This is a genomic window from Myroides sp. LJL119 (genome assembly GCF_054871605.1).
On record NZ_JBTXLO010000001.1, the window covers coordinates 457,725 to 482,919 of the forward strand.

General features: G+C 33.8%; 20 protein-coding genes and 1 tRNA gene. 8 read left to right on the plus strand and 13 right to left on the minus strand.

Features of this window, described 5'->3' with window-relative positions:
- Position 1: 1 nt before the first annotated feature.
- From radA to ACYSNV_RS02100, 6 genes are all read right to left on the minus strand, one after another.
- The gene (gene radA, locus ACYSNV_RS02075; RefSeq protein ID WP_461760900.1) at positions 2–1,381 is read right to left on the minus strand and encodes a DNA repair protein RadA; all 1,380 of its coding nucleotides are present in this window, start codon (positions 1,379–1,381) and stop codon (positions 2–4) included.
- A gap of 133 nt (positions 1,382–1,514) precedes the next feature.
- A complete protein-coding gene (locus ACYSNV_RS02080) occupies positions 1,515–1,796 on the minus strand; it encodes a F0F1 ATP synthase subunit epsilon (protein WP_461760901.1) in 282 nt (93 codons plus the stop codon).
- Positions 1,797–1,818: 22 nt separating this feature from the next.
- Positions 1,819–3,330 (minus strand): F0F1 ATP synthase subunit beta, encoded by a 1,512-nt coding sequence (gene atpD, locus ACYSNV_RS02085; protein ID WP_461760902.1) that lies wholly within the window; start codon positions 3,328–3,330, stop codon positions 1,819–1,821.
- A gap of 154 nt (positions 3,331–3,484) precedes the next feature.
- The gene (glmS, locus tag ACYSNV_RS02090; protein WP_461760903.1) at positions 3,485–5,329 is read right to left on the minus strand and encodes a glutamine--fructose-6-phosphate transaminase (isomerizing); all 1,845 of its coding nucleotides are present in this window, start codon (positions 5,327–5,329) and stop codon (positions 3,485–3,487) included.
- Between the two features lie 12 nt (positions 5,330–5,341).
- Positions 5,342–7,000 (minus strand): DUF4270 family protein, encoded by a 1,659-nt coding sequence (locus tag ACYSNV_RS02095; protein ID WP_461760904.1) that lies wholly within the window; start codon positions 6,998–7,000, stop codon positions 5,342–5,344.
- Between the two features lie 31 nt (positions 7,001–7,031).
- On the minus strand, positions 7,032–7,835 hold the full coding sequence (locus ACYSNV_RS02100; protein WP_461761069.1) for a glycogen/starch synthase: 804 nt from the start codon (positions 7,833–7,835) through the stop codon (positions 7,032–7,034).
- 110 nt (positions 7,836–7,945) lie between these two features.
- Between ACYSNV_RS02100 and panC the strand changes: the two genes are divergently transcribed.
- From panC to ACYSNV_RS02115, 3 genes are read left to right on the plus strand one after another with little or no spacing between them, the layout of a single operon-like run.
- Positions 7,946–8,794, plus strand: coding sequence for a pantoate--beta-alanine ligase (panC, locus tag ACYSNV_RS02105; RefSeq protein WP_461760905.1), 849 nt, complete (start codon positions 7,946–7,948; stop codon positions 8,792–8,794).
- A 12-nt stretch (positions 8,795–8,806) separates the two neighbouring features.
- Positions 8,807–9,157: an aspartate 1-decarboxylase gene (gene panD, locus ACYSNV_RS02110; RefSeq protein WP_461760906.1), complete on the plus strand. Its 351-nt coding sequence runs from the start codon at positions 8,807–8,809 to the stop codon at positions 9,155–9,157.
- A 4-nt stretch (positions 9,158–9,161) separates the two neighbouring features.
- Positions 9,162–10,130, plus strand: a complete 969-nt coding sequence (locus ACYSNV_RS02115; protein ID WP_461760907.1) for a lysylphosphatidylglycerol synthase transmembrane domain-containing protein — start codon at positions 9,162–9,164, stop codon at positions 10,128–10,130.
- Positions 10,131–10,167: 37 nt separating this feature from the next.
- On the opposite strand, the gene ACYSNV_RS02120 is transcribed toward ACYSNV_RS02115, so the two are convergent.
- The 3 genes from ACYSNV_RS02120 to ACYSNV_RS02130 form a co-directional block, all read right to left on the minus strand.
- A tRNA-Asn gene (locus ACYSNV_RS02120) sits at positions 10,168–10,241 on the minus strand.
- Between the two features lie 85 nt (positions 10,242–10,326).
- Complete coding sequence (locus ACYSNV_RS02125; RefSeq protein WP_461760908.1) at positions 10,327–10,968, minus strand: trimeric intracellular cation channel family protein; 642 nt, start codon at positions 10,966–10,968, stop codon at positions 10,327–10,329.
- A 41-nt stretch (positions 10,969–11,009) separates the two neighbouring features.
- Positions 11,010–12,302: an aldehyde dehydrogenase family protein gene (locus ACYSNV_RS02130; RefSeq protein WP_461760909.1), complete on the minus strand. Its 1,293-nt coding sequence runs from the start codon at positions 12,300–12,302 to the stop codon at positions 11,010–11,012.
- 96 nt (positions 12,303–12,398) lie between these two features.
- Between ACYSNV_RS02130 and ACYSNV_RS02135 the strand changes: the two genes are divergently transcribed.
- Together ACYSNV_RS02135 and ACYSNV_RS02140 are read left to right on the plus strand one after the other, a co-directional pair.
- Positions 12,399–12,569, plus strand: a complete 171-nt coding sequence (locus ACYSNV_RS02135; RefSeq protein WP_461760910.1) for a hypothetical protein — start codon at positions 12,399–12,401, stop codon at positions 12,567–12,569.
- A 32-nt stretch (positions 12,570–12,601) separates the two neighbouring features.
- Positions 12,602–12,775 (plus strand): hypothetical protein, encoded by a 174-nt coding sequence (locus ACYSNV_RS02140; RefSeq protein ID WP_461760911.1) that lies wholly within the window; start codon positions 12,602–12,604, stop codon positions 12,773–12,775.
- A gap of 31 nt (positions 12,776–12,806) precedes the next feature.
- On the opposite strand, the gene ACYSNV_RS02145 is transcribed toward ACYSNV_RS02140, so the two are convergent.
- Positions 12,807–13,760 carry an NAD-dependent epimerase/dehydratase family protein gene (locus ACYSNV_RS02145; RefSeq protein WP_461760912.1) on the minus strand — a complete coding sequence of 318 codons (954 nt, stop codon included), beginning with the start codon at positions 13,758–13,760 and terminating at the stop codon, positions 12,807–12,809.
- 151 nt (positions 13,761–13,911) lie between these two features.
- Between ACYSNV_RS02145 and ACYSNV_RS02150 the strand changes: the two genes are divergently transcribed.
- Genes ACYSNV_RS02150 through ACYSNV_RS02160 form a run of 3 tightly spaced genes read left to right on the plus strand, consistent with a single transcriptional unit; the run spans position 13,912 to position 18,591 of the window.
- Complete coding sequence (locus ACYSNV_RS02150) at positions 13,912–14,499, plus strand: hypothetical protein (protein WP_461760913.1); 588 nt, start codon at positions 13,912–13,914, stop codon at positions 14,497–14,499.
- 15 nt (positions 14,500–14,514) lie between these two features.
- On the plus strand, positions 14,515–17,868 hold the full coding sequence (gene mfd, locus ACYSNV_RS02155) for a transcription-repair coupling factor (RefSeq protein WP_461760914.1): 3,354 nt from the start codon (positions 14,515–14,517) through the stop codon (positions 17,866–17,868).
- A gap of 30 nt (positions 17,869–17,898) precedes the next feature.
- On the plus strand, positions 17,899–18,591 hold the full coding sequence (locus ACYSNV_RS02160; protein WP_461760915.1) for an HAD family hydrolase: 693 nt from the start codon (positions 17,899–17,901) through the stop codon (positions 18,589–18,591).
- A gap of 60 nt (positions 18,592–18,651) precedes the next feature.
- Here ACYSNV_RS02160 and ACYSNV_RS02165 read toward each other — a convergent pair whose 3' ends face one another.
- The 3 genes from ACYSNV_RS02165 to ACYSNV_RS02175 all read right to left on the minus strand — a co-directional run bounded on the left by ACYSNV_RS02165 (position 18,652) and on the right by ACYSNV_RS02175 (position 25,178).
- A complete protein-coding gene (locus ACYSNV_RS02165) occupies positions 18,652–21,576 on the minus strand; it encodes a M16 family metallopeptidase (protein ID WP_461760916.1) in 2,925 nt (974 codons plus the stop codon).
- A gap of 143 nt (positions 21,577–21,719) precedes the next feature.
- Entirely contained in the window at positions 21,720–23,366 is a 1,647-nt protein-coding gene (pafA, locus tag ACYSNV_RS02170; protein ID WP_461760917.1) for an alkaline phosphatase PafA, read from the minus strand.
- Positions 23,367–23,642: 276 nt separating this feature from the next.
- Entirely contained in the window at positions 23,643–25,178 is a 1,536-nt protein-coding gene (locus ACYSNV_RS02175; RefSeq protein ID WP_461760918.1) for a RagB/SusD family nutrient uptake outer membrane protein, read from the minus strand.
- Positions 25,179–25,195 lie beyond the last annotated feature (17 nt).

Here is a 25,195-nt window from a genome sequence, read left to right on the forward strand (position 1 = left end):
ACTAATTTACTTGGAATAGTTCTCGTACTATATCCTCAATTTTGGTTACTAATATAATTCGAATACCACTTCCTTGATAACTTATCTTATTATACTTGGAGATAAAAATTGCATCAAAACCTAATTTTTCAGCTTCCAAAATACGCTGGTCTACCCGGTTAATTGGTCTAATCTCCCCAGATAAGCCAACCTCGGCAGAGAAGGTCACATTTTTTCCAATAGGAACATCTAGATCTGAAGATAAAATTGCCGCCACAACTGCTAAATCTATAGCAGGATCATCTACATTAATACCCCCAGTTATATTTAAAAAAACATCCTTCTGTCCCAAACGAAACCCAGCTCTTTTCTCTAAAACTGCTAAAATCATATTGAGTCTTTTCAAATTATACCCTGTACTGCTCCTTTGTGGAGTACCATAAACAGCAGTACTTACCAAGGCCTGAACCTCCACCATTAAAGGACGTACTCCTTCTAATGTTGCCGCTATCGCAGTACCAGATAAATCCTCTTCTTTGTGAGACAATAATATTTCCGATGGATTGGATACCTCCCTTAAACCTGAGCCAACCATTTCATAGATTCCCAACTCAGCCGTAGAGCCAAAACGGTTTTTATTTGCTCTTAAAATACGGTATACATGGTTACGATCACCCTCAAATTGGAGAACCGTATCAACCATATGCTCCAACATTTTTGGCCCAGCGATACTACCGTCCTTGGTAATATGACCAATAATTAATACTGGAGTTCCAGTTTCTTTGGCGAACTTGGTTAGCTCTCCAGTACATTCTTTAATTTGCGAAATAGTACCCGAGGAAGCCTCAATATAATCAGTATGTAGAGTCTGAATAGAATCTATTATCAGAACTTGAGGATTGATATTTTGAATTTGCGCAAAGATATTCTGGGTATTAGTCTCTGTTAATATAAAACAATTATCATTATTAGGGTTAATGCGATCTGCTCGCATTTTTATTTGCTTTTGACTTTCCTCACCAGAAACATATAAAACACGATATGGCAACCCCAATGAGATTTGCAACAGTAAGGTACTTTTTCCAATACCAGGTTCGCCACCCAACAAAACCATTGAACCAGCTACCAATCCGCCACCTAAGACACGGTTCAACTCTCCATCTCGCGTGTCCAAACGAATCTCCTCGCTACTATCAATTTGATTAACTAATAACGGTTTTGAAGTTCTTTGGATAATTCCTCCTACAGAACTACTTGGAGCCTGCCAAGTAGGTTTATCTTGCTTTTGTATTACCTCCTCTACTAAGGTATTCCACTGCTTGCAACCGCTACACTGCCCCATCCACTTAACAGATTGCGTTCCACAATTTTGACAAAAAAAAGCTGTCTTAACTTTAGCCATTTAAATACGGTATTGTAAAAAATAATTTCTTTTTTCTCTCCTGCATACATCTTGCTTACCCGGAGAAAACTAAGGTAATAAAAAAAGCCGACTCAAATACGAGTCGGCTTTGTGTATTTACATTATTAACTAACTAATTAGCTAAAATAATAATCTTATTATCGTTTAATTCTATGGTACCAAAGTTAATAGATAAATGATATGTATCATTTGAAACTTTAGCAAATTTAGAACTAAATGCCTCTTTTATAGAAATGTTGCTCCCTGTAAACTTGATCTCACCTTTTGTTAAGACAGATACAATAGAGGCGTGATTGTTTAGCATTTGAAACTCTCCATTTACTCCTGGTACTGAAACCGAAGTCACATCACCAGCAAATATCGTAGCCTCAGGCGTTACTATTTCTAATCTCATGATTTATAAATTTTGACGATTATTAAAACTCAGCGTTCATTTTCTCTCCAGCTTCAATTACTTCTTCAATTGATCCTTTCAAGTTAAAAGCTGCTTCTGGTAAATGATCTAATTCACCATTGATAATCATGTTAAATCCTTTAATAGTGTCCTTAATGTCAACTAATACTCCTGGAATTCCTGTAAATTGCTCTGCAACGTGGAATGGTTGAGATAAGAAACGCTGAACTCTACGAGCTCTATGTACAGAAAGCTTATCTTCTTCAGATAACTCTTCCATACCTAGAATTGCGATAATATCTTGCAACTCTTTATATTTTTGTAAAATTTCTTTTACATTTTGAGCACAGTCATAGTGTTCTTTTCCTAAAATTTCTGGCGCTAAAATTCTTGATGTAGAATCTAATGGATCTACTGCAGGATAAATACCTAACTCAGCAATTTTACGTGATAATACAGTTGTAGCATCTAAGTGAGCGAAAGTTGTAGCAGGAGCCGGGTCAGTTAAGTCATCCGCCGGTACATAAACAGCCTGTACAGAAGTAATAGATCCTTTTTTAGTAGAAGTAATACGCTCTTGCATAGCTCCCATTTCTGTTGCTAGTGTAGGTTGGTAACCAACAGCTGATGGCATACGACCTAATAAAGCAGAAACTTCAGAACCAGCTTGGGTAAAACGGAAAATGTTATCCACAAAGAAAAGTACATCCTTTCCTTGATCATCTCCAGCACCATCACGGAAAAATTCCGCAATAGTTAAACCTGATAAAGCAACACGTGCACGAGCTCCTGGTGGCTCATTCATTTGTCCAAATACGAAAGTAGCTTTTGAATCTTTCATACCAGGTCTATCTACTTTAGATAAATCCCATCCTCCATTTTCCATAGATGTCATGAAATCTTCACCGTATTTTATAATTCCAGACTCTAACATCTCACGTAGTAAATCATTACCTTCACGTGTACGCTCACCAACTCCAGCGAATACTGAAAGTCCTCCGTGACCTTTTGCGATGTTATTAATTAACTCTTGAATTAATACAGTTTTACCTACTCCAGCACCACCGAATAAACCAATTTTACCTCCTTTTGCATAAGGCTCGATTAAGTCAATAACTTTAATTCCTGTGAAAAGAACCTCTGTAGATGTAGAAAGATCCTCAAATTTAGGAGCCTCACGGTGAATTGGTAAACCATTCTCTCCAGACTTAGGCAAATTTCCTAGACCGTCAATAGCGTCACCTACAACATTAAACAATCTACCAAATACTTCTTTTCCAATAGGAACTTGGATAGGAGATCCTGTAGCGATTACTTCGTAACCTCTACTTAATCCGTCTGTTGAGTCCATTGAAATTGTACGAACTGTATCTTCTCCAATGTGTGATTGTACTTCAAGTACTAATTTAGAACCATCTGGTTTAGTGATTTCTAATGAATCATAAATTCTCGGAAGTTCGGAATTCTCTGTGTTGAAGACTACATCAACAACAGGTCCGATAACTTGCGCAACTTTTCCTGTAACTTTAGACATTGCTTATGTATTTATTTAACAGCTATTTACCTTTAATGAAAAAATCTACTTTTTCAGAGCGCAAAGATAGTTTTTTTCTTGTAATATAAAAAGCTTCAAAATTTAATTTTTTATAAAAAAATTGCGACCCATGAAATGGAGTCGCAATTTGTACTTATTCTACTGTAACCGATTTGGCTAAATTTCTTGGTTGATCTACATTACATTGCCTTAAAACTGCAATATGATAAGACAGTAACTGCAAAGGTATTGTCGCTAAAATTGGTGTTAAAGCCTCAGAAATCCCCGGAACTTCAATAACATGATCGGCCAATTCTCTAACTTGTGTATCACCTTTTGTAACAACAGCAATGATTTTTCCATTCCTTGCTTTTATTTCTTGAATGTTACTCACTACCTTGTCATAATGAACCTGATCAGGAGCAATAACAATCACTGGCATATGCTCGTCAATAAGTGCTATAGGTCCATGTTTCATTTCCGCTGCTGGATATCCCTCTGCATGAATGTAAGATATCTCTTTTAATTTCAAAGCTCCCTCCAATGCAACTGGGTAATTAAACCCACGTCCTAGATAAAGACAGTTATTGGAATTCTTATAAACCTTTGAGATTTCATAAATCTGCGGATTTTGAGTTAATGCTTCCTCTACACGCTCTGGTATTAATTCCAATTCGTGTAAATACTTTAAATACTCAGAATGTGGCAGAGTTCCTTTTGCCTTTGCTAAGCGCAAAGCTATCAAGGTTAGCACTGTTATTTGAGTCGTAAAAGCCTTAGTTGAGGCTACCCCTATTTCAGGACCAGCATGCGTATAAGCACCTGCATGAGTTTCACGAGAAATCGAAGATCCTACTACATTGCATACTCCAAAAACAAAAGCACCACGACTCTTTGCTAATTTAATCGCGGCCAAAGTATCTGCTGTTTCACCTGACTGCGAAATAGCTATAATAACATCGTCACTATTTATAATGGGGTTTCGATAACGAAATTCCGAAGCGTATTCCACCTCTACTGGAATTCTCGCAAACTCCTCTATTAAATATTCTGCAACAAGCCCAGCATGCCAAGAAGTACCGCAAGCAACAATAATTATTCTCTTAGCATTAACAAACTTGTCAATATTATCCTCAACTCCAGCCATCTTGATAATGCCTTGGTCGGCTAACAATCTACCTCTAAAAGTATCTTTAATTACCTCAGGCTGTTCATAGATTTCCTTCAACATAAAATGATCATAACCATTTTTCTCAATTTGCTCCAAATTTAATTGTAGCTCTTGAACATAGTGATCAACTAATGAATCATCCTTTATCTTACGAATAATCAATGGCTTATGAAGTCTAATAATAGCCATTTCCTCATCTTCTAAATAAATAGCATTATTAGTATATTCTATAAAAGGAGACGCATCAGATGTGATAAAGTATTCGTTATCACCAATACCGATAGCTAAAGGACTACCCAATCGGGCAGCAATAATCTCATTGGGTTTTTTTATATCCATCACGGCAATAGCATAAGCTCCAACTACTTGATTTAAAGCAATTTGAACAGCTTTCCCTAATTTTACACCCTGTGTTTTTTGCACATCTTCAATCAGATTTACTAAAACCTCTGTATCTGTATCGGAATGAAAAACAAAACCTCGTTTTATTAATTCTTGTTTTAAAGAATCATAATTTTCTATAATACCGTTATGGATAATTACCAACTCACCGGAATTTGAAAAATGTGGATGTGAGTTTACATCGTTTGGAATACCATGAGTAGCCCAACGTGTATGCCCAATACCAACTGTACCTTTTTTAACCTGTTCGGTACTCTTTGCTTGTAAATCTGCAACTTTCCCCTTGGTTTTACACATGTTAATAGCTTGACCATCAAAAATTGCTAAACCAGCACTATCATAGCCTCTATATTCTAATCTTGTCAACCCTTTTATAATAACAGGGTAGGCATCTCTATGCCCTATATAACCAACAATTCCACACATATTTTGTCCTTGTTATTTAATTTTGGTATAAAATATTTCCAATTCCATCTTACTTTGCTGAGGAACAGAGCTATTTGTACCATAAACAACTGTTCCTAATGGACATGTAACACTGTAAGAAGGAATAGTAGTAACGTCTTGAGGAACATTTACTATGGGGGTCTTTAATTTTTTAAACGAAAGCTCATTCATGGTACTAGTGTACTCATTACTAACCACTAAGGCTAATTTTGGACTCGCTAACTTATCACTATCTAACAAAGTCTGAATGTGATCCCTTACTCTAACTCTATAGGTATACGGCTCACGCTTACTATCATCTGCCTTTTTTACATATTCACCACCATATACATTCTTATCTAAAGAACTATCATTTGCAAAATCGGCAATAACTGACGAATTATCATAATTATATAAAAACAAACGAGGAGGATTAATTGTATTTTCTCCTATAATATCTCGATTCACATGTACAGTTAAAAAAGCGTCGTTTATTAAAACTTCCTGCTCTTTTAATGTTTTTAGCTCCTGGAAATCATCTTCTTTAAAAAGCTCTATAATAGCCATACTACCTTGTCCTCCCTTAATATAAAGAAGTTCATCACCCAGCTCCTTATTAGGATTTGCAATTGCTCCTAAGTACCCCTGATCGTTAGTAGTTGACATTAAATTAATTATACTATTACTAGTATTTGCTAAAGAACCTGAACTTGCTCCTCCAAAGTTTGCTAAGGGAAGCTTAATTTCACCTCTAATCTTTTCACTAGTCTCGTTTCCTTCACTATCAGTTTTGGTTTGTGTTCTTTCATAGGTTGCACGCAAATACCCTTGCCCTAAAGCCAAAAGTCCAATAGCACCCTGTGAACCATTTGTAGAGGCTTTCATATAAAGTCCTCTAAAAACATTTCCAAATAACTCAGAATCTGCAAGAGCTTCACGATTATTAATGAAAAAATCTTGAAAATATTTTAAATTTAAATCCAACCAAAAACCAGGGTCTAAACGTTGTTTAACAATAGGCTTTCCATCATCATCCGTTTCTATTGCACCTTGTTCATCATATTTATAAATGTTAATAGCTGTGTTATTAAAACTCACATAGCTATTCTGCATTCCCATTCTGGAATCATTTAACATCATTCCGCCATGATTATCATTGAATAATGAATAATCATTATTATAATAATATATTGATCCTCCAGCAATTGGATTATCTAGGCTAATTAAATAATTATTCTGAAAAACCTTTAAGTCAAAATTACCTTCGCCATATACACTATTTAACTTATAAGTATAGAATTCATCTTCTAATTTATCCGGCACAGTATTATAAAACGGAATATACACATAAACCGAGTCAAATACAGCAGTATTATCCAAGGCATTAAAGTCAACCGAATTCGCACTAAAATTAAGCGCTAAGCTGTTAGACACATCACCAAAAAAATCGTCTTTTAATGCACCAATACTGAATTCAGGTAGTTTACTAGACTCTACAGCTCCAGTGGGTTGATTGTAAGCCTTAATGTCCTTTACCACATAAGACTCTACACTATAATCACCTCCTCCTATGATATCGGAACCTGTATTATTGAAGTCTGCATCACACCCTTGTAATGCAATTAGACCTAACGAAAGGATAAATCCTTTAAATATATTTTTTTGACTCATGTACTCTAATACAAATTAGTTTTTGTTAATTCTAAAGGAACTTCTGATAAAACTCACTATAAGCTTTCGCAAAATCCTCTTTTGGCACGTAAGGTAAAAAAGGTTTTTCAGAAGACTCTATAAAATTTGTTAAATTTGAACCAATTTTCTCTGATGCCATAATTACTCCGTCAGAATTAACTATCGCATTTTTCATGATGTTTTCATAAGTAGGCTCTGCAAACTCAGAAATAATTTCCTCAGGTAACCCATCAAAAGCTACTTTAGATTTCATTTTCGAACTTAACTGACCTTCAAATCCTTCTTCAAAAATAGACGTTACTATTTTTGTGTCTGCAAAAATTGCTTCGTCTTTGTAATAATGTTTTAAGTAAATTGGAAGAAGAGATGCCATCCATCCCTGTACATGAATAACATCAGGTACCCAGTTAAGTTTCTTAACCGTCTCAATTACACCTTTTGTAAAGAAAATCGCTCTTTCATCATTATCAGGAAATAAATTTCCGTCATCGTCCGTAAAGGTTGACTTTCTTTTAAAATACTCATCATTATCAATAAAGTAAACTTGAATTCTTTCCTTTGGAATAGATGCCACTTTAATTATCAATGGCATATCCATATCATTAACCACCAGATTCATTCCCGACAACCTAATTACTTCATGCAATTGATGTCTACGCTCGTTTATACTACCATATCTAGGCATAAAAATTCTTATCTGCCCTCCTTGTTCATTAATCATTTTTGGAGCATCGTAAGACATTAACGAAACTTCATTTTCTGCTAAATAAGGTACCACTTCAGATGATACGTACAATATCCTCTTTTCTTTCATATTCATTCGTAATTTCTTTGGGTGAAATAAATAAACGTTGCAAATTTACAAAATTTTAGTGAGTTATTTTCTAAATAACTAATTTTGCCAATATTTTAAACACAAAGCTAATGTTCCTTTTTAATACAAAAGCCGAATTACAAGGGTATCTAAACAAATTTACTCAGGCTAATAAAACAATTGGTCTTGTTCCTACCATGGGAGCTATTCACCAAGGACACCTATCTTTAATGCAACAATCACTCTTAGAGAACGACTGCACAGTGGTTAGTATTTTTGTTAACCCAACTCAGTTTAACAACCCTGAGGATTTAAAGAATTACCCCAGAACACTACAAAGAGATATTCAAACTATTACTTCTTTATCTGATCAAATTGTAATTTTTGCCCCGAGTGTAGATGAGATCTATCAAGGTCAAACGAAATCTCAATCTTTTGATTTTGAAGGAATTGAAAATCAAATGGAAGGTAAACAGCGTCCTGGTCATTTTGATGGAGTGGGTACTATAGTAAAAAAACTTTTCGAATTAGTACAGCCAAACAAAGCCTATTTTGGAGAAAAAGATTTCCAACAATTACAAATTATCAGAAAACTTGTTGAAAAGAATACCTTAGATGTAGAGATTATTGGAGTTCCAATTTATAGACAAAAAGATGGCTTGGCAATGAGCTCTAGAAATGAACGTATTTCTACTGAAGGCTTAAATAAAGCTACATTCTTATTTGAAGTACTACAAAAAGCAAAAGTTTTATTTCAAAGTGAAAGTATTGATAAAGTTAACCTATTTGTTGCCAATGAATTTAAAAATAATCCTACCTTTGAGCTCGAATATTTCACAATCGCAGAGGAAAAAACTTTACAAACGGCTTTAGACAAGAAACCTAATGTTGAATATAGAGCTTTTTTAGTTGCACATATTGAAGGTATTCGTTTGATCGACAATTTAAAATTTAACTAAAACTCGAGCAAAATGCAAGTAGAAGTAGTAAAATCAAAAATTCACCGAGTAACTGTTACTGGTGCAGATTTACATTACATTGGGAGCATCACAATTGATGAAGCTTTATTGGAAGCTTCAAATATTATTGAGGGTGAAAAAGTATCTATTGTAAATATTAACAACGGAGAACGTTTTGAAACATATGCAATACCAGGCCCTAGAAATAGTGGAGAGATTTGTCTAAATGGTCCTGCAGCACGTAAGGTACACAAAGGAGATGTTGTTATAATTATTTCTTATGGAATTCTAGACTTTGAAGAAGCAAAAACCTTCAAACCATCTATCGTTTTTCCAAATGAACACACTAACTCCTTAACTTAATTGTTTGAAGAAAAATATAAATAAAATAACCAATTTAATACTCCCTTTACTTCTGGGAGTATTTTTGGTTTATTATGCTTATAAACAATTTACAGAAGAACAAATTCAAGAAATTCTTCAAAATTTCAAAGATGCAGATTACAGTTATATTGCTTTAGCATCTTTATTTAGTCTAATAAGTTTATGGGCTAGAGCCTATAGATGGCGATATGCACTAACTTACATGGGCTATAAATCCAATACAACCACTAATTTTATGGCAATATGTATTGGGTATCTTCTTAATTTAACTGTTCCTAGGTCAGGAGAGGTATCCCGAGCTTTAGTAATACAAAAATATAATCAAATTCCCTTTGATAAGGGCTTTGGCAGCATAGTTGCTGAGCGTATTGTAGACTTATTTTGTCTATTATCATGTGTAGTTCTTGCCCTTGCTTTGCAATTCGACTTATTGAAGAATTTTTTAAGTCAATATATTCCCTACAACAAACTATATCTTTTGGTCCTTGCCATGATAGTATTAGCTGTTATTTTATGGGTTATCTTCACTTGGGTTGAACACAAAATAATCCTTTTTATTAAAAAGAAGATACAAGGGGTTGTTGAAGGGTTAACGAGCATTGCAAAGATGCCAAATAAAAAAGGCTTTATAATTCTTACTTTAGTTATTTGGCTTGGATATATCGCCACATTTTATATTGCAATATACGCAATTCCCCAGACAAGCTCACTAAATTTTGCTGCAGTAATGGCAGCCTTTGTAGCTGGAAGCTTCGCTGTTTCGTTTACCAATGGTGGATTTGGAGCTTTTCCTTTAATTATAACAGAAGTACTATTGCTTTATCAAATAAAAGCAGTTAGCGCTACCGCTTTTGGATGGATACTTTGGACTACTCAAACAGCTATAGTTATTATTTTAGGATGCATATCTTTCTTAGCACTCCCTTTTATATATTCAAAGCTTAAAAAATAAGCATAAAAAAAAAGCTAGACATATGTCTAGCTTTTTGCTCCCCCTCTTGGGCTCGAACCAAGGACCCTCTGATTAACAGTCAGATGCTCTAACCAACTGAGCTAAGGAGGAAGGTGATTTGTTACCTTTATTGCGATGCAAATATAAGCGCTTTTTTCACTTTACCAAAGATTTTTATTTAATAAATCAATATTTTTTACCCCTCATTTTTCAAAGTCGGAAGCATCAAACGGTAACGCGTTGCTATCAAACGTATTACAAAAACAAAGACTGCTGTTGAAATTTGAACAATAACAATATCCATATTAAAATAAGAAAGAGCGTAATAGATCCAAACTCCAAATATACAAGTAAGAGCATACCATTCTTGTCTGAAAATAGCAGGAATTTCATTTATTAGTATGTCTCGAATTATACCTCCTACCACTCCAGTGATAGTTGCCATGACCATTACCACCCAAAAAGGATAATCTAAGGCCATCGTTTTTTCAGTTCCTACAACTACAAAAAGTCCCAATCCAATACTATCAAACCACAAAAATGTATTATTTAAATGAATTAACTTTTTGCTAAAAAGAATTACAATCCCTAAAGCAATAATGGTCCCCCATGCATATACAGAAGATAACATCCAAAAAGGAGTTACCCCTAATAGGATATCTCTTAAAGTTCCGCCTCCTGTAGCGGTAACAAAACCAACAACAAACGCACCAAACCAATCAACACTTTTGGCGGAAGCCAAGCGAACTCCAGAAATTGCAAAAGCTATTGTTCCCAAAAACTCAATAATATCAACAAAACTAATTGAGTCCCATAAATCTAAGATATAGTCAATCATAAAACTTCGTTTTATACAATTAGAAACAGGTTACTTTAAATCTAATTTATTACTACACTTTTCTTATTAACAAAACTCAGTAATCCTTCATCTGACATTTCTCTTCCTATCCCTGAGAACTTATTACCTCCAAAAGGTACACGAGGATCAGAAATAACCATCTGATTTATAAATACTGCGCCCTCTTGAAATTGATGTACTTGCGATTTTAAAAACTCCACATCCTTTCCAAATATAGAAACACCTAAACCGAAATTTGAATCATTACTTAACTCACAGGCTTGTTCAAAAGTATCGAATCCTACCACAACAGCTAATGGACCAAAAGTTTCCTGTGTAAAAGCTGGCATACCAGGGGTAACCTCAGTAATTAAACTTGGTTCAAACCAGCTACCATCTCTTTTACCTCCAAAAACAAGCTTTGCACCCATAGCTATGGAGTCATTCATTATTTTTTCAAGCTCTACAGCCAAATCTTCTCTTGCCATCACGCCAATTTTTGTCGTTTCTTTCATCGGATCATCTCGTTTATAATCATTAGCTAGCTTCTGGAATTCTTCAATAAATGCTTCTTTAATAGAATTATGCACTAAGAATCTTTTTGCCGCAATACAACTCTGTCCTGTGTTTTGATATCTAGCATTTACCGCTATTCTCACAACTTCTAGTAAATCCACATCAGAATTTACTATAAAAGCATTACTCCCTCCTAATTCTAGAACTACAGGCTTAATGTGTTGTCCTGCTTGTTTGCCTACCGCTCTACCTGCGGCCTCACTACCAGTTAAAGACACGCCCTTTATAATAGGGTTAGCAATTACCTGTTCTATCAAATTACCGGGTAAAGTTAAATTATAATAAACCATTTCAAATCCATCTATCGAAAAACATTCCTGCAAAGCCTCTGCACTTAATGGTACATTACTTGCGTGCTTAACAACGACCGTATTACCCGCAACAATAGCCGGTACAGCAAAACGAAAAACTTGCCAAAAAGGAAAATTCCAAGGCATTACTCCCAAAATAACTCCTAAAGGATCATTGACAATATAAGTTTGACTCCAGTTGGTTGTAATTTCCCTGCCTTGCAAAATACGAGCGGCGTTTTCTATGTAATAATCAACCAATGTTATACATTTTTCAACCTCAGCAATACTCTGTGCTATTGGCTTGTGCATATCGCGAGTCATTAGCTCAGCATAATTTCGTACATTTTTAAGAGTTTTTTGTTTCAAAGCTCTTAAATAAGAAATACGATGTTCTAAATCTGTGGTATGCCACGAATTAAAACTTAGTTCGGCTCTTAATAATATCTGTTCTACTGTTGCTTGCATATGGGTCTTATTTAATTATTCTAAAAAAGTTCGTTTAACAAACTTGTTGATTACCTGATTATAGACTAACTTAGTAAGGTACTAAATTTTTACCTCATGAAAAGAAATACCATTATTTTTTTACTAGGAATCTTATTGTTAGTTCTTAACATTACGCTTTACCTTCTAGGTGTGTTTAATAATGAAGCTGCATTTTTTGTTGCTTCTCTCTCGGCTGTGATGATAGGTATGCCAATAGTTCTATATATTTTTAATGAAAAAGGTTAATTTACTATCTTTACCTGAAAATAACAAAAAACATGAAGAGAAACCTTACGCTTTTACTTGTAGGATTATTCATATTTGCCTTATCACTTATTTTAGAGTCACAAGGTATTTTAAATCAGACCACAAGCACAATTGGCTTGATACTTGCCCTAATTATAAGTGTGATTGCACTAATGAATTTAGTGTATAAAAATTTACGAAAATAAAAAAACCGGTATACTTGATACCGGTTCTCCATTATTTTTTCAATTCTCTTTCCAGATTTTCTAACATCACATCTGTCATGGAACTTAGATCGAATTTATGTTTCCATCCCCAATCCTGTTGAGCCTTACTATCATCAATACTTGCAGGCCAACTATCAGCAATTGCTTGTCTAAAATCAGGCGCATAATCAATTGTAAAATCGGGTATATGTTTCTTTATTTCATTATAAATCTGCTCTGGTGTAAAGGAAACACCCGCTAAATTATAAGAAGATCTGATTTTCACATCTTCTTTTTTTGCTTGCATGATTCCAACTGTCGCATTTAAAGCATCTTCCATATACATCATTGGCAAAGCCGTATCTTTGGATAAAAAGCAATCATAATGTTTATCTAGAATTGCCTTATAAAAAATATCTACGGCATAATCTGTTGTTCCACCTCCAGGAGCAGTAGTCCAAGAAATTAACCCTGGATAACGTATACTTCTTACATCTACTCCATATTTATTAAAATAATACTCACACCAACGCTCACCAGTTTGCTTAGAAATACCATAAACAGTACTAGGCTCCATAACAGTATATTGTGGGGTATCTATCCTTGGGGTTGTTGGACCAAACACCGCAATAGAAGATGGCCAAAAAATTTGTTTTATTTTTCCTTCCTTAGCTAAGTTTAAAACATGAAACAAGGAGTTCATATTCAAATCCCATGCAAATGCTGGATTTTTCTCTGCAGTAGCAGACAATAACGCAGCCATAAGATAAACTTGTTCTATCTGGTGTTTTTCAACCACATTTTGCACTGCGTCAAAATCCATTGCATTAATAATCTCAAACGGACCTGACTCCATTAATTTGTCATTTCCTTCTCTAATATCAGAAGCAATCACGTTTTCATTTCCGTAAATGCCCCTTAATTTTAATGTAAGCTCTGAGCCTATTTGTCCACAAGCTCCAATGATTAGAATTTTGGTTCCCATTAAACTAATGTTTTAATTTGATACAAATATAACCTAACTCCCTTGACTTTTTCAAAATAAATACGTTAACTTTCTTGATTGTGTAATATTCTATAGTACGTGCTAATTCTTATGGTATAACTTCGTAAATTTGTAACATATTTAAATTAAAATGAAAAAAGGGATATTTCTTACATTACAGCTACTTTTTGTTTGCTTAGTTTTAGGATCTTGTGAAGATCAAGATAAAATACAACAGGAGCTAAAGCAAAAAGCTTTGCAACACAATGATAGCATCTTTAATTTCTTACAAGCCAATTGGAACTTTAAAATAGAACAGAACAATTCTGAATTAAATCAAATTCTACAAGAATGGAAAATATGGGAAGAATTTTCCCAAGAACTTGCTATAAAACCTGTTACTTCAATTGGTGCTTACCAAAATAAAATAAAAATATTAGATAACAAGTTACAGTCTCTTACTTATCTAAAATATCCTGAACCACTTAACTCTCCAGATATAAAAGCCAGAATAACAACTTTATTATCATCCATAAAAGACCTTAATATGTTTCTACATTTAAATCCGGTAGATATTAAAAACTTGGATTCAGCAATCAGTAAGGTGGATAAAGACCTAAGTGTTTTAATGGATCAAATGCAAAAAAACCTATCTAGACCTTCGATAAAAGAGTATCTATCGGATCAGGATTTACAAAACCTATTTGACACTGTAAGAAGAGCTAATCCTCAACCCTAATATGGCCAAATTATAATGGAAATAAAACAGTTATTTCAAGAGTCTACCAAAACCCATCAAATTTTAAAAGACTTACAAAAAGTTACACAAAAATTACATCTTAAAGGATTAATAGGCTCTTCTATTTCCTTCCAGATCGAAAGTATATTTTCCTTGAGCGATCTTCCTTTATTATTAATCTTCAATAATAAAGAACAGGCCGCTTACTATTTAAATGATCTGGAAAACTTATTAAATAAAACGGATGTTTTATTCTACCCTGGCTCCTATCGTAGACCCTATCAAATACAAGAAACAGATAATGCTAATATACTTTTAAGAGCCGAGGCAATAAATCGTATTACTTCAAATAAAAAGCCTAGTATTATTGTCTCTTACCCAGAGGCCCTTTTTGAAAAGGTAGTTACAAAAAAAACGTTAGAAAAAAATACCTTAAACATAAAGGTATCTGACAAATTGAGTCTAGATTTTTTAAATGAAACTCTATTTGAATATAACTTTAAACGAGTTGATTTTGTATCTGAACCCGGAGAATTTGCTCTAAGAGGAGGAATTGTCGATGTATTTTCATTCTCAAATGACTTCCCATATCGCTTGGAATTCTTTGGTGATCAAATCGATAGCATTAGAACCTTTGATGTGGAAACTCAGTTATCGGTGGAACGTGCCAATAAGATTACTATCCTTCCAAATCTTGAAAATAAAGCATTAACCCAAACCAGGGAGAGCTTCTTAGATTATATTCCAAAATCAACCCTGATAATAACACAAGACACATCTATTATTAGGCAAGAATTGGACAATTTATTTGAAAAAGCACAACAAGCTTTTCACAAGCTTGACAAAACTATCAAGCATAGTCAACCTAAAGATTTATTTATAGACGGACAAGTTTTTTTCAAACAAATAGAGTTATTTAAACTTATTGAATTACAATCTAATAGTTTTCCACAAGAGAGTAAAACATACGAATTTCATATAAAACCGCAGCCTTCGTTTAATAAGCAATTTAACCTATTGGCAAGTAATTTAAATGAAAATACACAAGATGGAATTTCCAATTTTTTATTTTGTGCAAATGAAAGTCAATCCAAACGATTTAAAGAAATTTTTCAAGCCTTAAAAGATCAAAGCGATAAAACTGTAGTTGAGTCATATAAAACTCTTGTTACCCCAATATACGAAGGTTTCATTGATCTAGAAAAGCAAATAGCATGCTACACAGATCATCAAATTTTTGAACGCTATCATAAGTTTAACATTAAAAATTCCAGCACTAAAAAACAAACCATTACATTAAAGGAACTAAATTCCCTTTCTGTTGGTGATTTTGTAACACATATAGATCATGGAATAGGAAAATTTGGAGGATTACAAAAAATTCAAGTAGAAGGTAAAACACAAGAAGCAATAAAATTAGTATACGCCGATAATGATATTGTGTATGTTAGCATCCACTCCCTACATAAGATTGCCAAATACAATGGAAAAGAAGGCACAGCTCCAAAAATCCATAAATTGGGTTCAAATGTTTGGAAAAACTTAAAAAATAAAACAAAAGCCAGAGTAAAGCATATTGCTTTTAATTTAATTCAACTCTATGCTAAACGTAAATTACAAAAGGGCTTTGCTTACAAACAAGATAGTTACTTACAACATGAACTTGAAAGCTCTTTTATTTATGAAGACACGCCAGATCAGGTTACTGCCACTCAAGATGTAAAAAATGACATGCAAAGTGATAGACCAATGGACCGCCTAATATGTGGAGATGTAGGTTTTGGTAAAACAGAAGTAGCTATTCGAGCAGCCTTTAAAGCAGTTGAGAACGGGAAACAAGTAGCTGTTTTAGTACCAACAACTATATTGGCTTTCCAGCATTATAAAACTTTCTCTGAAAGATTAAAAGACATGCCTGTAAATGTTGATTATTTAAACCGATTTAGAACTACTAAAGAAAAAAATCAGATTATATCAGACTTGGCTCAAGGTAAAATAGATATTCTAATTGGAACACATCAAATAGTAAATAAAAGTATATCGTTCAATGACCTAGGCTTATTAATCATTGATGAAGAACAAAAATTCGGAGTTGCAGTAAAAGATAAATTAAAAACTATTTCAGAAAATGTTGACACGCTCACACTAACGGCTACTCCTATTCCAAGAACTCTACAGTTTTCTTTAATGGCAGCACGAGATTTATCGGTAATCTCAACACCACCTCCAAATAGATATCCAATTGAAACAAATGTGATTGGTTTCAATGAAGAGATTATTCGCGACGCCATTTCTTATGAAATACAACGTGGAGGTCAAGTTTATTTTATAAACAATAGAATTGAAAATATCAAAGAAGTTGCAGGAATGATACAAAGACTTGTGCCTGATGCAAGAGTTGGAATTGGTCATGGCCAGTTAGATGGTAAAAAACTAGAGAACCTAATGCTATCTTTTATGGAAGGAGAATTTGATGTACTAGTAGCCACAACCATCATAGAAAGTGGATTAGACGTTCCAAATGCAAACACGATATTAATTAACAATGCGAATAATTTTGGCCTTTCGGATTTACATCAAATGAGAGGAAGAGTTGGAAGAAGTAATAAAAAGGCTTTTTGTTATTTCATATGTCCACCATACTCAGCTATGACAGAGGAGGCTCGAAAAAGAATTAACGCTCTGGAACAGTTTAGTGACCTTGGTAGTGGGTTTAATATTGCTATGAAGGATTTAGAAATTCGTGGTGCTGGGGACATATTAGGTGGTGAACAAAGTGGTTTTATCAATGAGATTGGCTTTGAAACCTACCAGAAAATCATGGAAGAAGCCATTGAGGAGTTGAAGCATAATGAGTTTAAAGATCTATATCAAGAAGAAATAGAAAAGCAAAGTACGATATATGTAAAAGAGACTCAAATTGATACGGATTTTGAAATTCTTTTTCCTGATCAATATATTAATAATATAACCGAGCGATTAAATCTTTATAACGAATTAAGTCAGCTTAAAAACATGCAGGAACTACAGGCCTATCAAACAAGGTTGATTGACCGCTTTGGCGAACTTCCTAAACCTGCTATAGCCCTATTAGATAGTTTACAAATTAAATGGCATGCTAGTAAAATGGGAATTGAGAAAGTCGTTTTAAAACAAGGGAAAATGTTATGCTATTTTGTTTCTGACCAAGATTCTGCTTTTTATCAGTCTCCGAATTTTAGAAAAATTCTACATTTTGTTCAAGAACATGCTAACATCTGTAAAATAAAAGAAAGACAAACAAAACAGGGATTGCGTCTTTTACTAACCTTTGAAAATGTAAAATCAATAAAGCAAGCCTTACAGTACACTGAATTATTAACTCAATAAGACCTGTTTATTGTTTTCAAATAATATTATATGAATTCACAATTAAAAGTTGTCGCATTTGACGCAGACGATACCCTTTGGATAAATGAACCTTTTTTCAATCAAGCAGAAAAAGAATTCTGTATACTAATGGAAGACTATCTTACACATCAAAGTATCTCACAGATTCTTTTTAAAACGCAAATTGATAACCTACCCTTATATGGATATGGAATCAAAGGTTTTACCCTGTCGATGTTGGAATCGGCTCTGTTTATTTCTAAAGGCCACTTATCGTCTGTAATTACCAATAAAATTCTCCATATTGGAAAAGAATTATTAACAAAACCTGTTGAGCTTTTAGATCAAGTAGAACAGGTTTTACAAGAATTACAATCAAAGTACAAATTAGTTGTTGCTACAAAAGGAGACTTGAAAGATCAACATAGAAAACTACACAAGTCCGGTTTAGGCTCTTACTTTCATCACATAGAAGTTATGACCGATAAAGAACCTATAGATTATAAAAAGCTTTTTACAAGATTAGATATACAGCCCCACGAATTTATTATGATAGGTAACTCTCTTCGTTCCGATGTATTACCGGTATTAGAATTAGGAGGTTATGCGGTACATGTCCCCTTTCATACTACTTGGTTACATGAACATGTGGAGCATGAGGTTGTACATCCTAATTTTAAAACAATTAAAAAACTTTCGCAAATAAAAGACTTCTTACTATAACTATAAATAATAAAAGCTCCAATATCGGAGCTTTTATTATTTATTAAAAAATTTCTATGTTTAATAGCCAAAGATCTCCTCTAATGTAACTTCTTTTACTTGTCCCATTTTTTGTACACTTTGCCAATCTAAGTTTTCTTTTTTACCCAATAAACCAACATTGTAAGTTTTTCCCTTGACATGTTTGTTGAAAAATTCTATTAACTCAGACATTTGCATACTTTGAGTCTGGATATATATTTCCTTATTTATATCATAATCAATTCCTCTTTTTTGCAGATTTAACCAATAATAAAAAATTTGAGCTTTAGTATAACGTAAAGTAGCAATATTCTTTAAAGTAGAATTCTTCGCATTCTCAAACTGATTCTGAGCCTGTGGCATATTTGTCATTAATTCCATCATAGCATCTACAGCCTGAGAAAGTTTATTTGCCTGCGTACCTACATAAGCCGTTACATAGTTATACCTACCAAGCTTACTAGCGTTTATATATCCTGCATAGGCAGAATAAGCCAAACTTTTTGATTCTCTAATTTCTTGAAAAACAACAGATGCCATTCCCCCTCCAAAATAAGAATTAAATACTCCTGATGAAGCTAAAAGATTCTTATCAAAAAGTTGTTCACGTGATCTAAAATTAATCTCTGCCTGAACCATATCATAAGGAACAAAAAACACTTGTTTACTACTTTGAGGCTCTGGATAAATTGTTGGAGACGGAACCGCCTTAGATTTACCTAAGTTATGATGTTTTACGATTGCATCCTTCACACGTTTTAAATCATTACCATAGTAAAACACTGCTTGATTATAGTTAAAAAAGCTTTTTACTAAATCTATCAGTTCCTGCGGGGTTATTTCCTTGTATTGTTGCTCACTTAATACGTCTGTAAATCTACTTTTCTCACCTGCACTAACTGTATAAGCATTCAAAGCAGAGGCAATGGCATTTTTATTTAATTTGCGATCTGATCTACTTTTTATAATTTGCTCTACCATATTGTTATATGCCAAATCATCAGGTTCTACATTATTGAAAACATGCTCTAATAGTGCAATTCCCTTTTCCATATTTTCATTTAATCCTGATAGACTAATAAATGTTTGGTCACTACCAACTGAAATAGAGTAATCGATTCCCAATTTGTAGAACTCTTTTCTAATATCAGCCGCACTATATTTGGATGTACCTATGTAATCGATATATTCCATTGCAAGCCCTAGTTTTTTATCATTATCACTACCAAGTTCAAAAATATAAGTAACAGTTCCTAAGTCATTCGTAGTATTTTCAATCGAATATAAATTTGATTGATTAGGTCCTACTTTTTGGGTCTTAATAGCTGCATTAAAATCTATAAATACAGGCTCAATTGGCTTAACTTTTATTTGTTGCAATTCTTTATAAAATTCACTCTCACTTTCTCTATTTAAATCAATTGGAGTAATACCTGGGTTTTCCACATGCACAAGATTCTTCTTCTCCCCCATTCTTTTATAGACCACCGCATAATTATCTTTATAATTTTCCTTGGCAAATTCCATAATTTGCTCCTTGGTTATCTTAGACATTTTATCTATATCTGATATCATGTCCTGCCAAGTTCTACCTTGAATAAACGCCGTATACATTTGTTCACCTAATTGGGAATTACTCTCTAGAGCTTTCATAGCATTCACTCGCAAGTCATTTAGAACTGCTGTTAATAACCATGAGTCAAAATCCCCATCCTTAATTTTCTGTAATTCTTGCATTAAAAGCTCTTGAACTTGCTCAATACTTTGTCCTTGATTTGGCATTCCAAAGAAAAAATGAACAGTATAATCTTTTAAAGTCATGTACTGACTTGCTGCATACAAGGCTGCTTGTTTTTGATTAATATCTAAATCGATTAATCCTGCTTGTCCATTAGATAAAAGCATATCTATTAAAGTTACATATAAAGCATCGGAAGAATTTACACCACCTAATCGATAAGCAAATTCAACTCTTTCCGCTTCAGGGGAGAAAATCTCTTTGGATTGAATTTTCGTTAGTGGCTTTTCCTGTGCTACATACTCCTTAATATTATTAGAGGTTTTAAAAGAACCAAAATATTTATCTACAAGTTCAATGGTTGGTTCAAATTCCAAATCTCCCACTAAAACCACTGCCATATTGTTTGCTACATAATACTTGTCAAAGTAGTTCTTTATAGCAATCATTGAAGGATTTTTCAAATGTTCCGAAGTTCCAATTGTGGTTTGTTGCCCGTAATTAGATTCTGGAAAGAGCATTTCCAAAATAGCTTGCATACTGGCCCTTCTTTCATTATCCTGTGAACGGTTAAACTCTTCATATACCGCTTCTAATTCCGTATGAAAAAGTCTTAAAACTAATTCTGAAAATCTTTCTGATTCGATAAATAAAAATTTATCTAATTCATTAGAAGGTATTGTATTTTGATAAACCGTCTCTTCAAACCAAGTATGAGCATTGGTTCCAACTGCTCCTATTGATGCAACTGACTTATCATATTCGTTTGCCACGGCATATTGGGAAGCAACCTTCGACAAGGAGTCGATTTGTTTGTAAATTTGACTTTTTAATTTAGGATCTGACTCCGCCTTATGTTGCTCGTATAGATCTTCTATTTGCTTTAAATACTCCTGTTCCACTTGCCAATTTGTTGTTCCTAGCTTACTTGTACCTTTAAAAAGCATATGTTCCAAGTAATGGGCAAGTCCTGTATTATCACTAGGATCACTATTTGATCCAGCCCTTACAGGAATATAGGTTTGAATCAATGGCTTGTCTTTATTTTGCGCCAAATAAACTTTCAACCCATTTTTCAGGGTGTAGACTCTGGCTTTGGACGGATCGTTTTCTACAACTTCATATTCAAATCCAAGTGAATCCGTTTTTTTTAGTGTCCGGTACTGTGCATGAAGTCCGCTTGTAAACACAAACAACATGCAAACTAAGGTTAAGCGTTTTATCATATTTATTTAATTAAGATTGTTAATAATATAAAGTAACTAAATAAATCGTTATAAAATCAAAACCTTTCGAAAATAAAAAAGCAATTTCCCTTAAAATCAGAAAATTGCTTTTTTATTCTAGTAACGTATTTTAAAATACCTAATTACTTTATCGCCTCAAAAATAGGAGTTCCTATATTTCCATTTGGAACTTCAATTTTCAAAATTTCAGCTATTGTTGGAGCAATATCAGTCATACTAGTAGGTCTTATAGTATTTCCTTGCTTAACTCCCCACCCCATAAACACAGCAGGTATATGTGCATCGTAACTTCCCCAAGTTCCATGAGTTGTTCCTGTACCATTTTGTCTTCCGCTGTACCATTGTGGCTCTAAAATAAACTGGATTGAACCACTTCGTTTAATATTGTAACCATTTACAATACGCTCACGTATAGGCAAAGGAATAGAAGCACTTGCAGCCTTATCCATATCTGTAACAAAAGCAATACCTTCAACTTTTTTCAATTCTTTTACAATAATATCCTTAATTTGCTCTTGATCTAAATTATTTTCAACAATTACTGGGTTATTCAAATGTACTTGGTAGTTACTTAAACTAATCACCAAATTCTCTTGATTGAATTCTTTAGCTAATTTGTCATTTAATAGACTTCTAACTGATTTGGTATCAAAATAGCCTGAATTCCCTTTTTTATCACTGTAAAAACGTGGGTTATGTGCAGCTCCATGATCAGCGCTTAAGAACAACGTATAGTTTCCTTTACCAACTTTTTGATCTAAGTACTTCATAAACTCAGCCAAATCTTTATCTAAACGCAAATAGGTATCTTCAACTTCGATTGATTCAATACCGAATTGATGTCCAATATAATCAGTAGATGATAAACTAACTGCTAAGAAATCTGTTACTCCCTTAGGATTATTTCCTAAATCTTCTGCTTCAATCGCAGCCATAGCAAAATCTAAAGTTAAACTATTACCAAATGGAGTAGCTTTGATTAAATCATATCCATTCTCTTTTTTTAATTTAGTAAGGTTCCTAGGAAATACTGGCTTATCTTCCCCTTTGAATTTCCCTTCATAGTAATTATCATCAGGATTACTTAACACATATGTATCTATGTCATATAAAGTATTCCAACCTTGCTTGTAATACTTATCAGGATTACCTTGCTTATTAAAACTCTTAACCCATTTTGGTAAATCATTCATATAAAAAGTACTAGTAATCCAATTACCAGAGCCTCCATCAAACCAATATGCCGCATCGGCAAAATGACCTGCCGGAAGTATTCCTCCTCTGTCTTTTATAGCAATACCAATCACTTTACTTTGAAAATTAGTAGCCAATTTTAATTGATCGGTAACCGTTGAAACTAATAAATTTTTTGGTGATTGTTGTCCCACCTTTCCTTGAGCACCCACAGCATGTACACTATCATCTTGCGTGCAGTACATGCTTTGTCCTGTCGCTTGAATAATAAAATCATTACCGGCAATTCCATGAATAGCAGGAACACTTCCTGTATAAATTGAACTATGCCCAATAGCTGTAAAAGTTGGAACGTAATTAATATTACAATTCTCACTTGTAAAACCTTCATTTAATAATCGCTTAAATCCTTCGTCTCCATAACGATCATAATAACGATATAGGTAATCCCAACGCATTTGATCCACTACTACCCCTACAACTAGCTTTGGTTTAGGTAAATTATTGTTGCTTGCAATACTAGCAAGAGAAAACAAACAGCATATAGCTGCAAATAACCTTGAACTAAATTTCATTTTTTATTACTTTTTTTTAAGACTTACTTTTAAGGAAAACCTTTAAAAGACAATCTTGCTTTATTAAATTATTAATTGTACTAAGCAAATGTAAGAAAACACTTACAAATCCTTACAAATTACCTTTATTTATTTCTAATTGATATTATCTAAACATTAACATACTATCCAAAATTTTAAACTCTTGAACTTGCATCGAAAAAAAATAGCCTGAATATAAATCCAGGCTATATTTTAAAATAACGTAATCACGATAATCAAAGTTTAAAACTTAAATTATTTATTTGCTGTTTCTTTTCGCGGAACAACATAAGTCCATTTATTGGCTTCATTTGGTGTAATTGTACCTGATAAGTCAACTGGGAAGTTACCACCGTTTGTGTAGTTATCTCTAACCGCGGTATCATTCCAACGCTTCATATCAAACCAGTTACTTCCTTCACCCCAAAGCTCTAAAGCTCGGTAATCTTTTATTTCTTGTAAAAGAGCAGTTCCCGTTTTATTTAAAGTATAATCTGGATCTCTTTTCTGATTTAAAGTTTCTAAAGCTAGTGCAGCACCCTTTTCATCGCCCATGAAATATTTAGCTTCTGCCTCAGCTAAGTACATTTCTGCGGAACGAATATGAACTAAGTTTCCAACCCCTGGCATATCATTAGCTTTTACTTTAAACTGCATATAAGCAAAAATTTTAGCTGCAGGATCTAAAGCAGGGTAAGCTTCTCTTGCTCTGTCATATAAAGCTGTACCTTTTTTAGCCTCACCAGTATCTTGGTTATAAGTATCATTCTTAGGATCTAAGAATAATTGCTTTCTAACGTCAGTATCTGGAAATTTCTCAAAAAGTTGCTTACTAATAATTCTAGGATAATTCTTTACCGCACCGGCCGTGGAATTATATCCTACATAAGCAAAATAAGAATAAAAATATAATGTTTCATCAGAAGCACCGTAACTTCCCCAGATCCACTCAGATGTTGGATTAGAGAAACCACTTGCGAAAGTTTCTTGGTCCATTAAAGCATATTCTTTATTGGTAACCGAGTGAAGGCGAGCTTTAATGGCATGTTCGTTAGCCTTAGCATAGTCTTTTTTTACCAAAGCAGCTCTGGCAAATAATGCATGAGCAACCGTTTCATCAAGAACGAAAAACTCTTTATCCTCTCTAACAAACTTAGCTTGCTCAAAAAGAGTAATAGCTTCGGTTAGATCTTTATAGATTAAGTCCATTGTCTCACCTAAAGTAGAAACAGGTAATTTTTCATTTTCAATACTAGTCTTTAACACAACCGCTGGCGTAGCTCCATTATTTGAATCCTCCCAACGATTTCCGTATATCTGAGCTAACATTAAATAAGAGTGCGCTCTATAAGTGTAGGCTTGTGCTTTTAGAGCCTGCTTCTCCGCTTCCGGTCCTTCAGCATCATCTATATGAGCAATTAAAAGGTTAGCGTTAGAGATAAGTGAGTAATAATAATACCAAGGGTAATAATTCATACGATGTGTATCGTCCGAATTATATCTCATTATAACTTGGTATTGGTTAGATGAACCAATTGGTGCAGTTGCTGCAGTTCCTGAAAGTTCACCATAATAAAGTTTAATAGATCCTTCCCCATTAAACCCTTGAGCTCCGATATGCTGATTGGTCATTAAACGAGCAATTCCATTAATTGCCATCTTAGCATTTTTAGTTGTAGCATACACCACATCAGGAGCAACCTTGTCTGTAGGTGATGTATCTAAGTAATCTGAACTACAAGACCCTAAAGTTAAGGCTCCTGCAAGTAGCATATATTGTATATATTTCATATTAAATCAAATCTTTA

Excerpts from the sequence above, each read along its gene's own strand:
- ACYSNV_RS02160 (WP_461760915.1), top strand. The coding sequence starts at position 17,899 with ATGAATTCACAATTAAAAGTTGTCGCATTTGACGCAGACGATACCCTT.
- ACYSNV_RS02125 (WP_461760908.1), bottom strand. The coding sequence starts at position 10,968 with ATGATTGACTATATCTTAGATTTATGGGACTCAATTAGTTTTGTTGAT.
- ACYSNV_RS02080 (WP_461760901.1), bottom strand. The coding sequence starts at position 1,796 with ATGAGATTAGAAATAGTAACGCCTGAGGCTACGATATTTGCTGGTGAT.
- ACYSNV_RS02165 (WP_461760916.1), bottom strand. The coding sequence starts at position 21,576 with ATGATAAAACGCTTAACCTTAGTTTGCATGTTGTTTGTGTTTACAAGC.
- ACYSNV_RS02140 (WP_461760911.1), top strand. The coding sequence starts at position 12,602 with ATGAAGAGAAACCTTACGCTTTTACTTGTAGGATTATTCATATTTGCC.
- pafA (WP_461760917.1), bottom strand. The coding sequence starts at position 23,366 with ATGAAATTTAGTTCAAGGTTATTTGCAGCTATATGCTGTTTGTTTTCT.
- ACYSNV_RS02135 (WP_461760910.1), top strand. The coding sequence starts at position 12,399 with ATGAAAAGAAATACCATTATTTTTTTACTAGGAATCTTATTGTTAGTT.
- ACYSNV_RS02100 (WP_461761069.1), bottom strand. The coding sequence starts at position 7,835 with ATGAAAGAAAAGAGGATATTGTACGTATCATCTGAAGTGGTACCTTAT.
- ACYSNV_RS02175 (WP_461760918.1), bottom strand. The coding sequence starts at position 25,178 with ATGAAATATATACAATATATGCTACTTGCAGGAGCCTTAACTTTAGGG.
- atpD (WP_461760902.1), bottom strand. The coding sequence starts at position 3,330 with ATGTCTAAAGTTACAGGAAAAGTTGCGCAAGTTATCGGACCTGTTGTT.
- ACYSNV_RS02150 (WP_461760913.1), top strand. The coding sequence starts at position 13,912 with ATGAAAAAAGGGATATTTCTTACATTACAGCTACTTTTTGTTTGCTTA.
- ACYSNV_RS02130 (WP_461760909.1), bottom strand. The coding sequence starts at position 12,302 with ATGCAAGCAACAGTAGAACAGATATTATTAAGAGCCGAACTAAGTTTT.
- glmS (WP_461760903.1), bottom strand. The coding sequence starts at position 5,329 with ATGTGTGGAATTGTTGGTTATATAGGGCATAGAGATGCCTACCCTGTT.
- ACYSNV_RS02095 (WP_461760904.1), bottom strand. The coding sequence starts at position 7,000 with ATGAGTCAAAAAAATATATTTAAAGGATTTATCCTTTCGTTAGGTCTA.
- radA (WP_461760900.1), bottom strand. The coding sequence starts at position 1,381 with ATGGCTAAAGTTAAGACAGCTTTTTTTTGTCAAAATTGTGGAACGCAA.
- panD (WP_461760906.1), top strand. The coding sequence starts at position 8,807 with ATGCAAGTAGAAGTAGTAAAATCAAAAATTCACCGAGTAACTGTTACT.
- mfd (WP_461760914.1), top strand. The coding sequence starts at position 14,515 with ATGGAAATAAAACAGTTATTTCAAGAGTCTACCAAAACCCATCAAATT.
- ACYSNV_RS02145 (WP_461760912.1), bottom strand. The coding sequence starts at position 13,760 with ATGGGAACCAAAATTCTAATCATTGGAGCTTGTGGACAAATAGGCTCA.
- panC (WP_461760905.1), top strand. The coding sequence starts at position 7,946 with ATGTTCCTTTTTAATACAAAAGCCGAATTACAAGGGTATCTAAACAAA.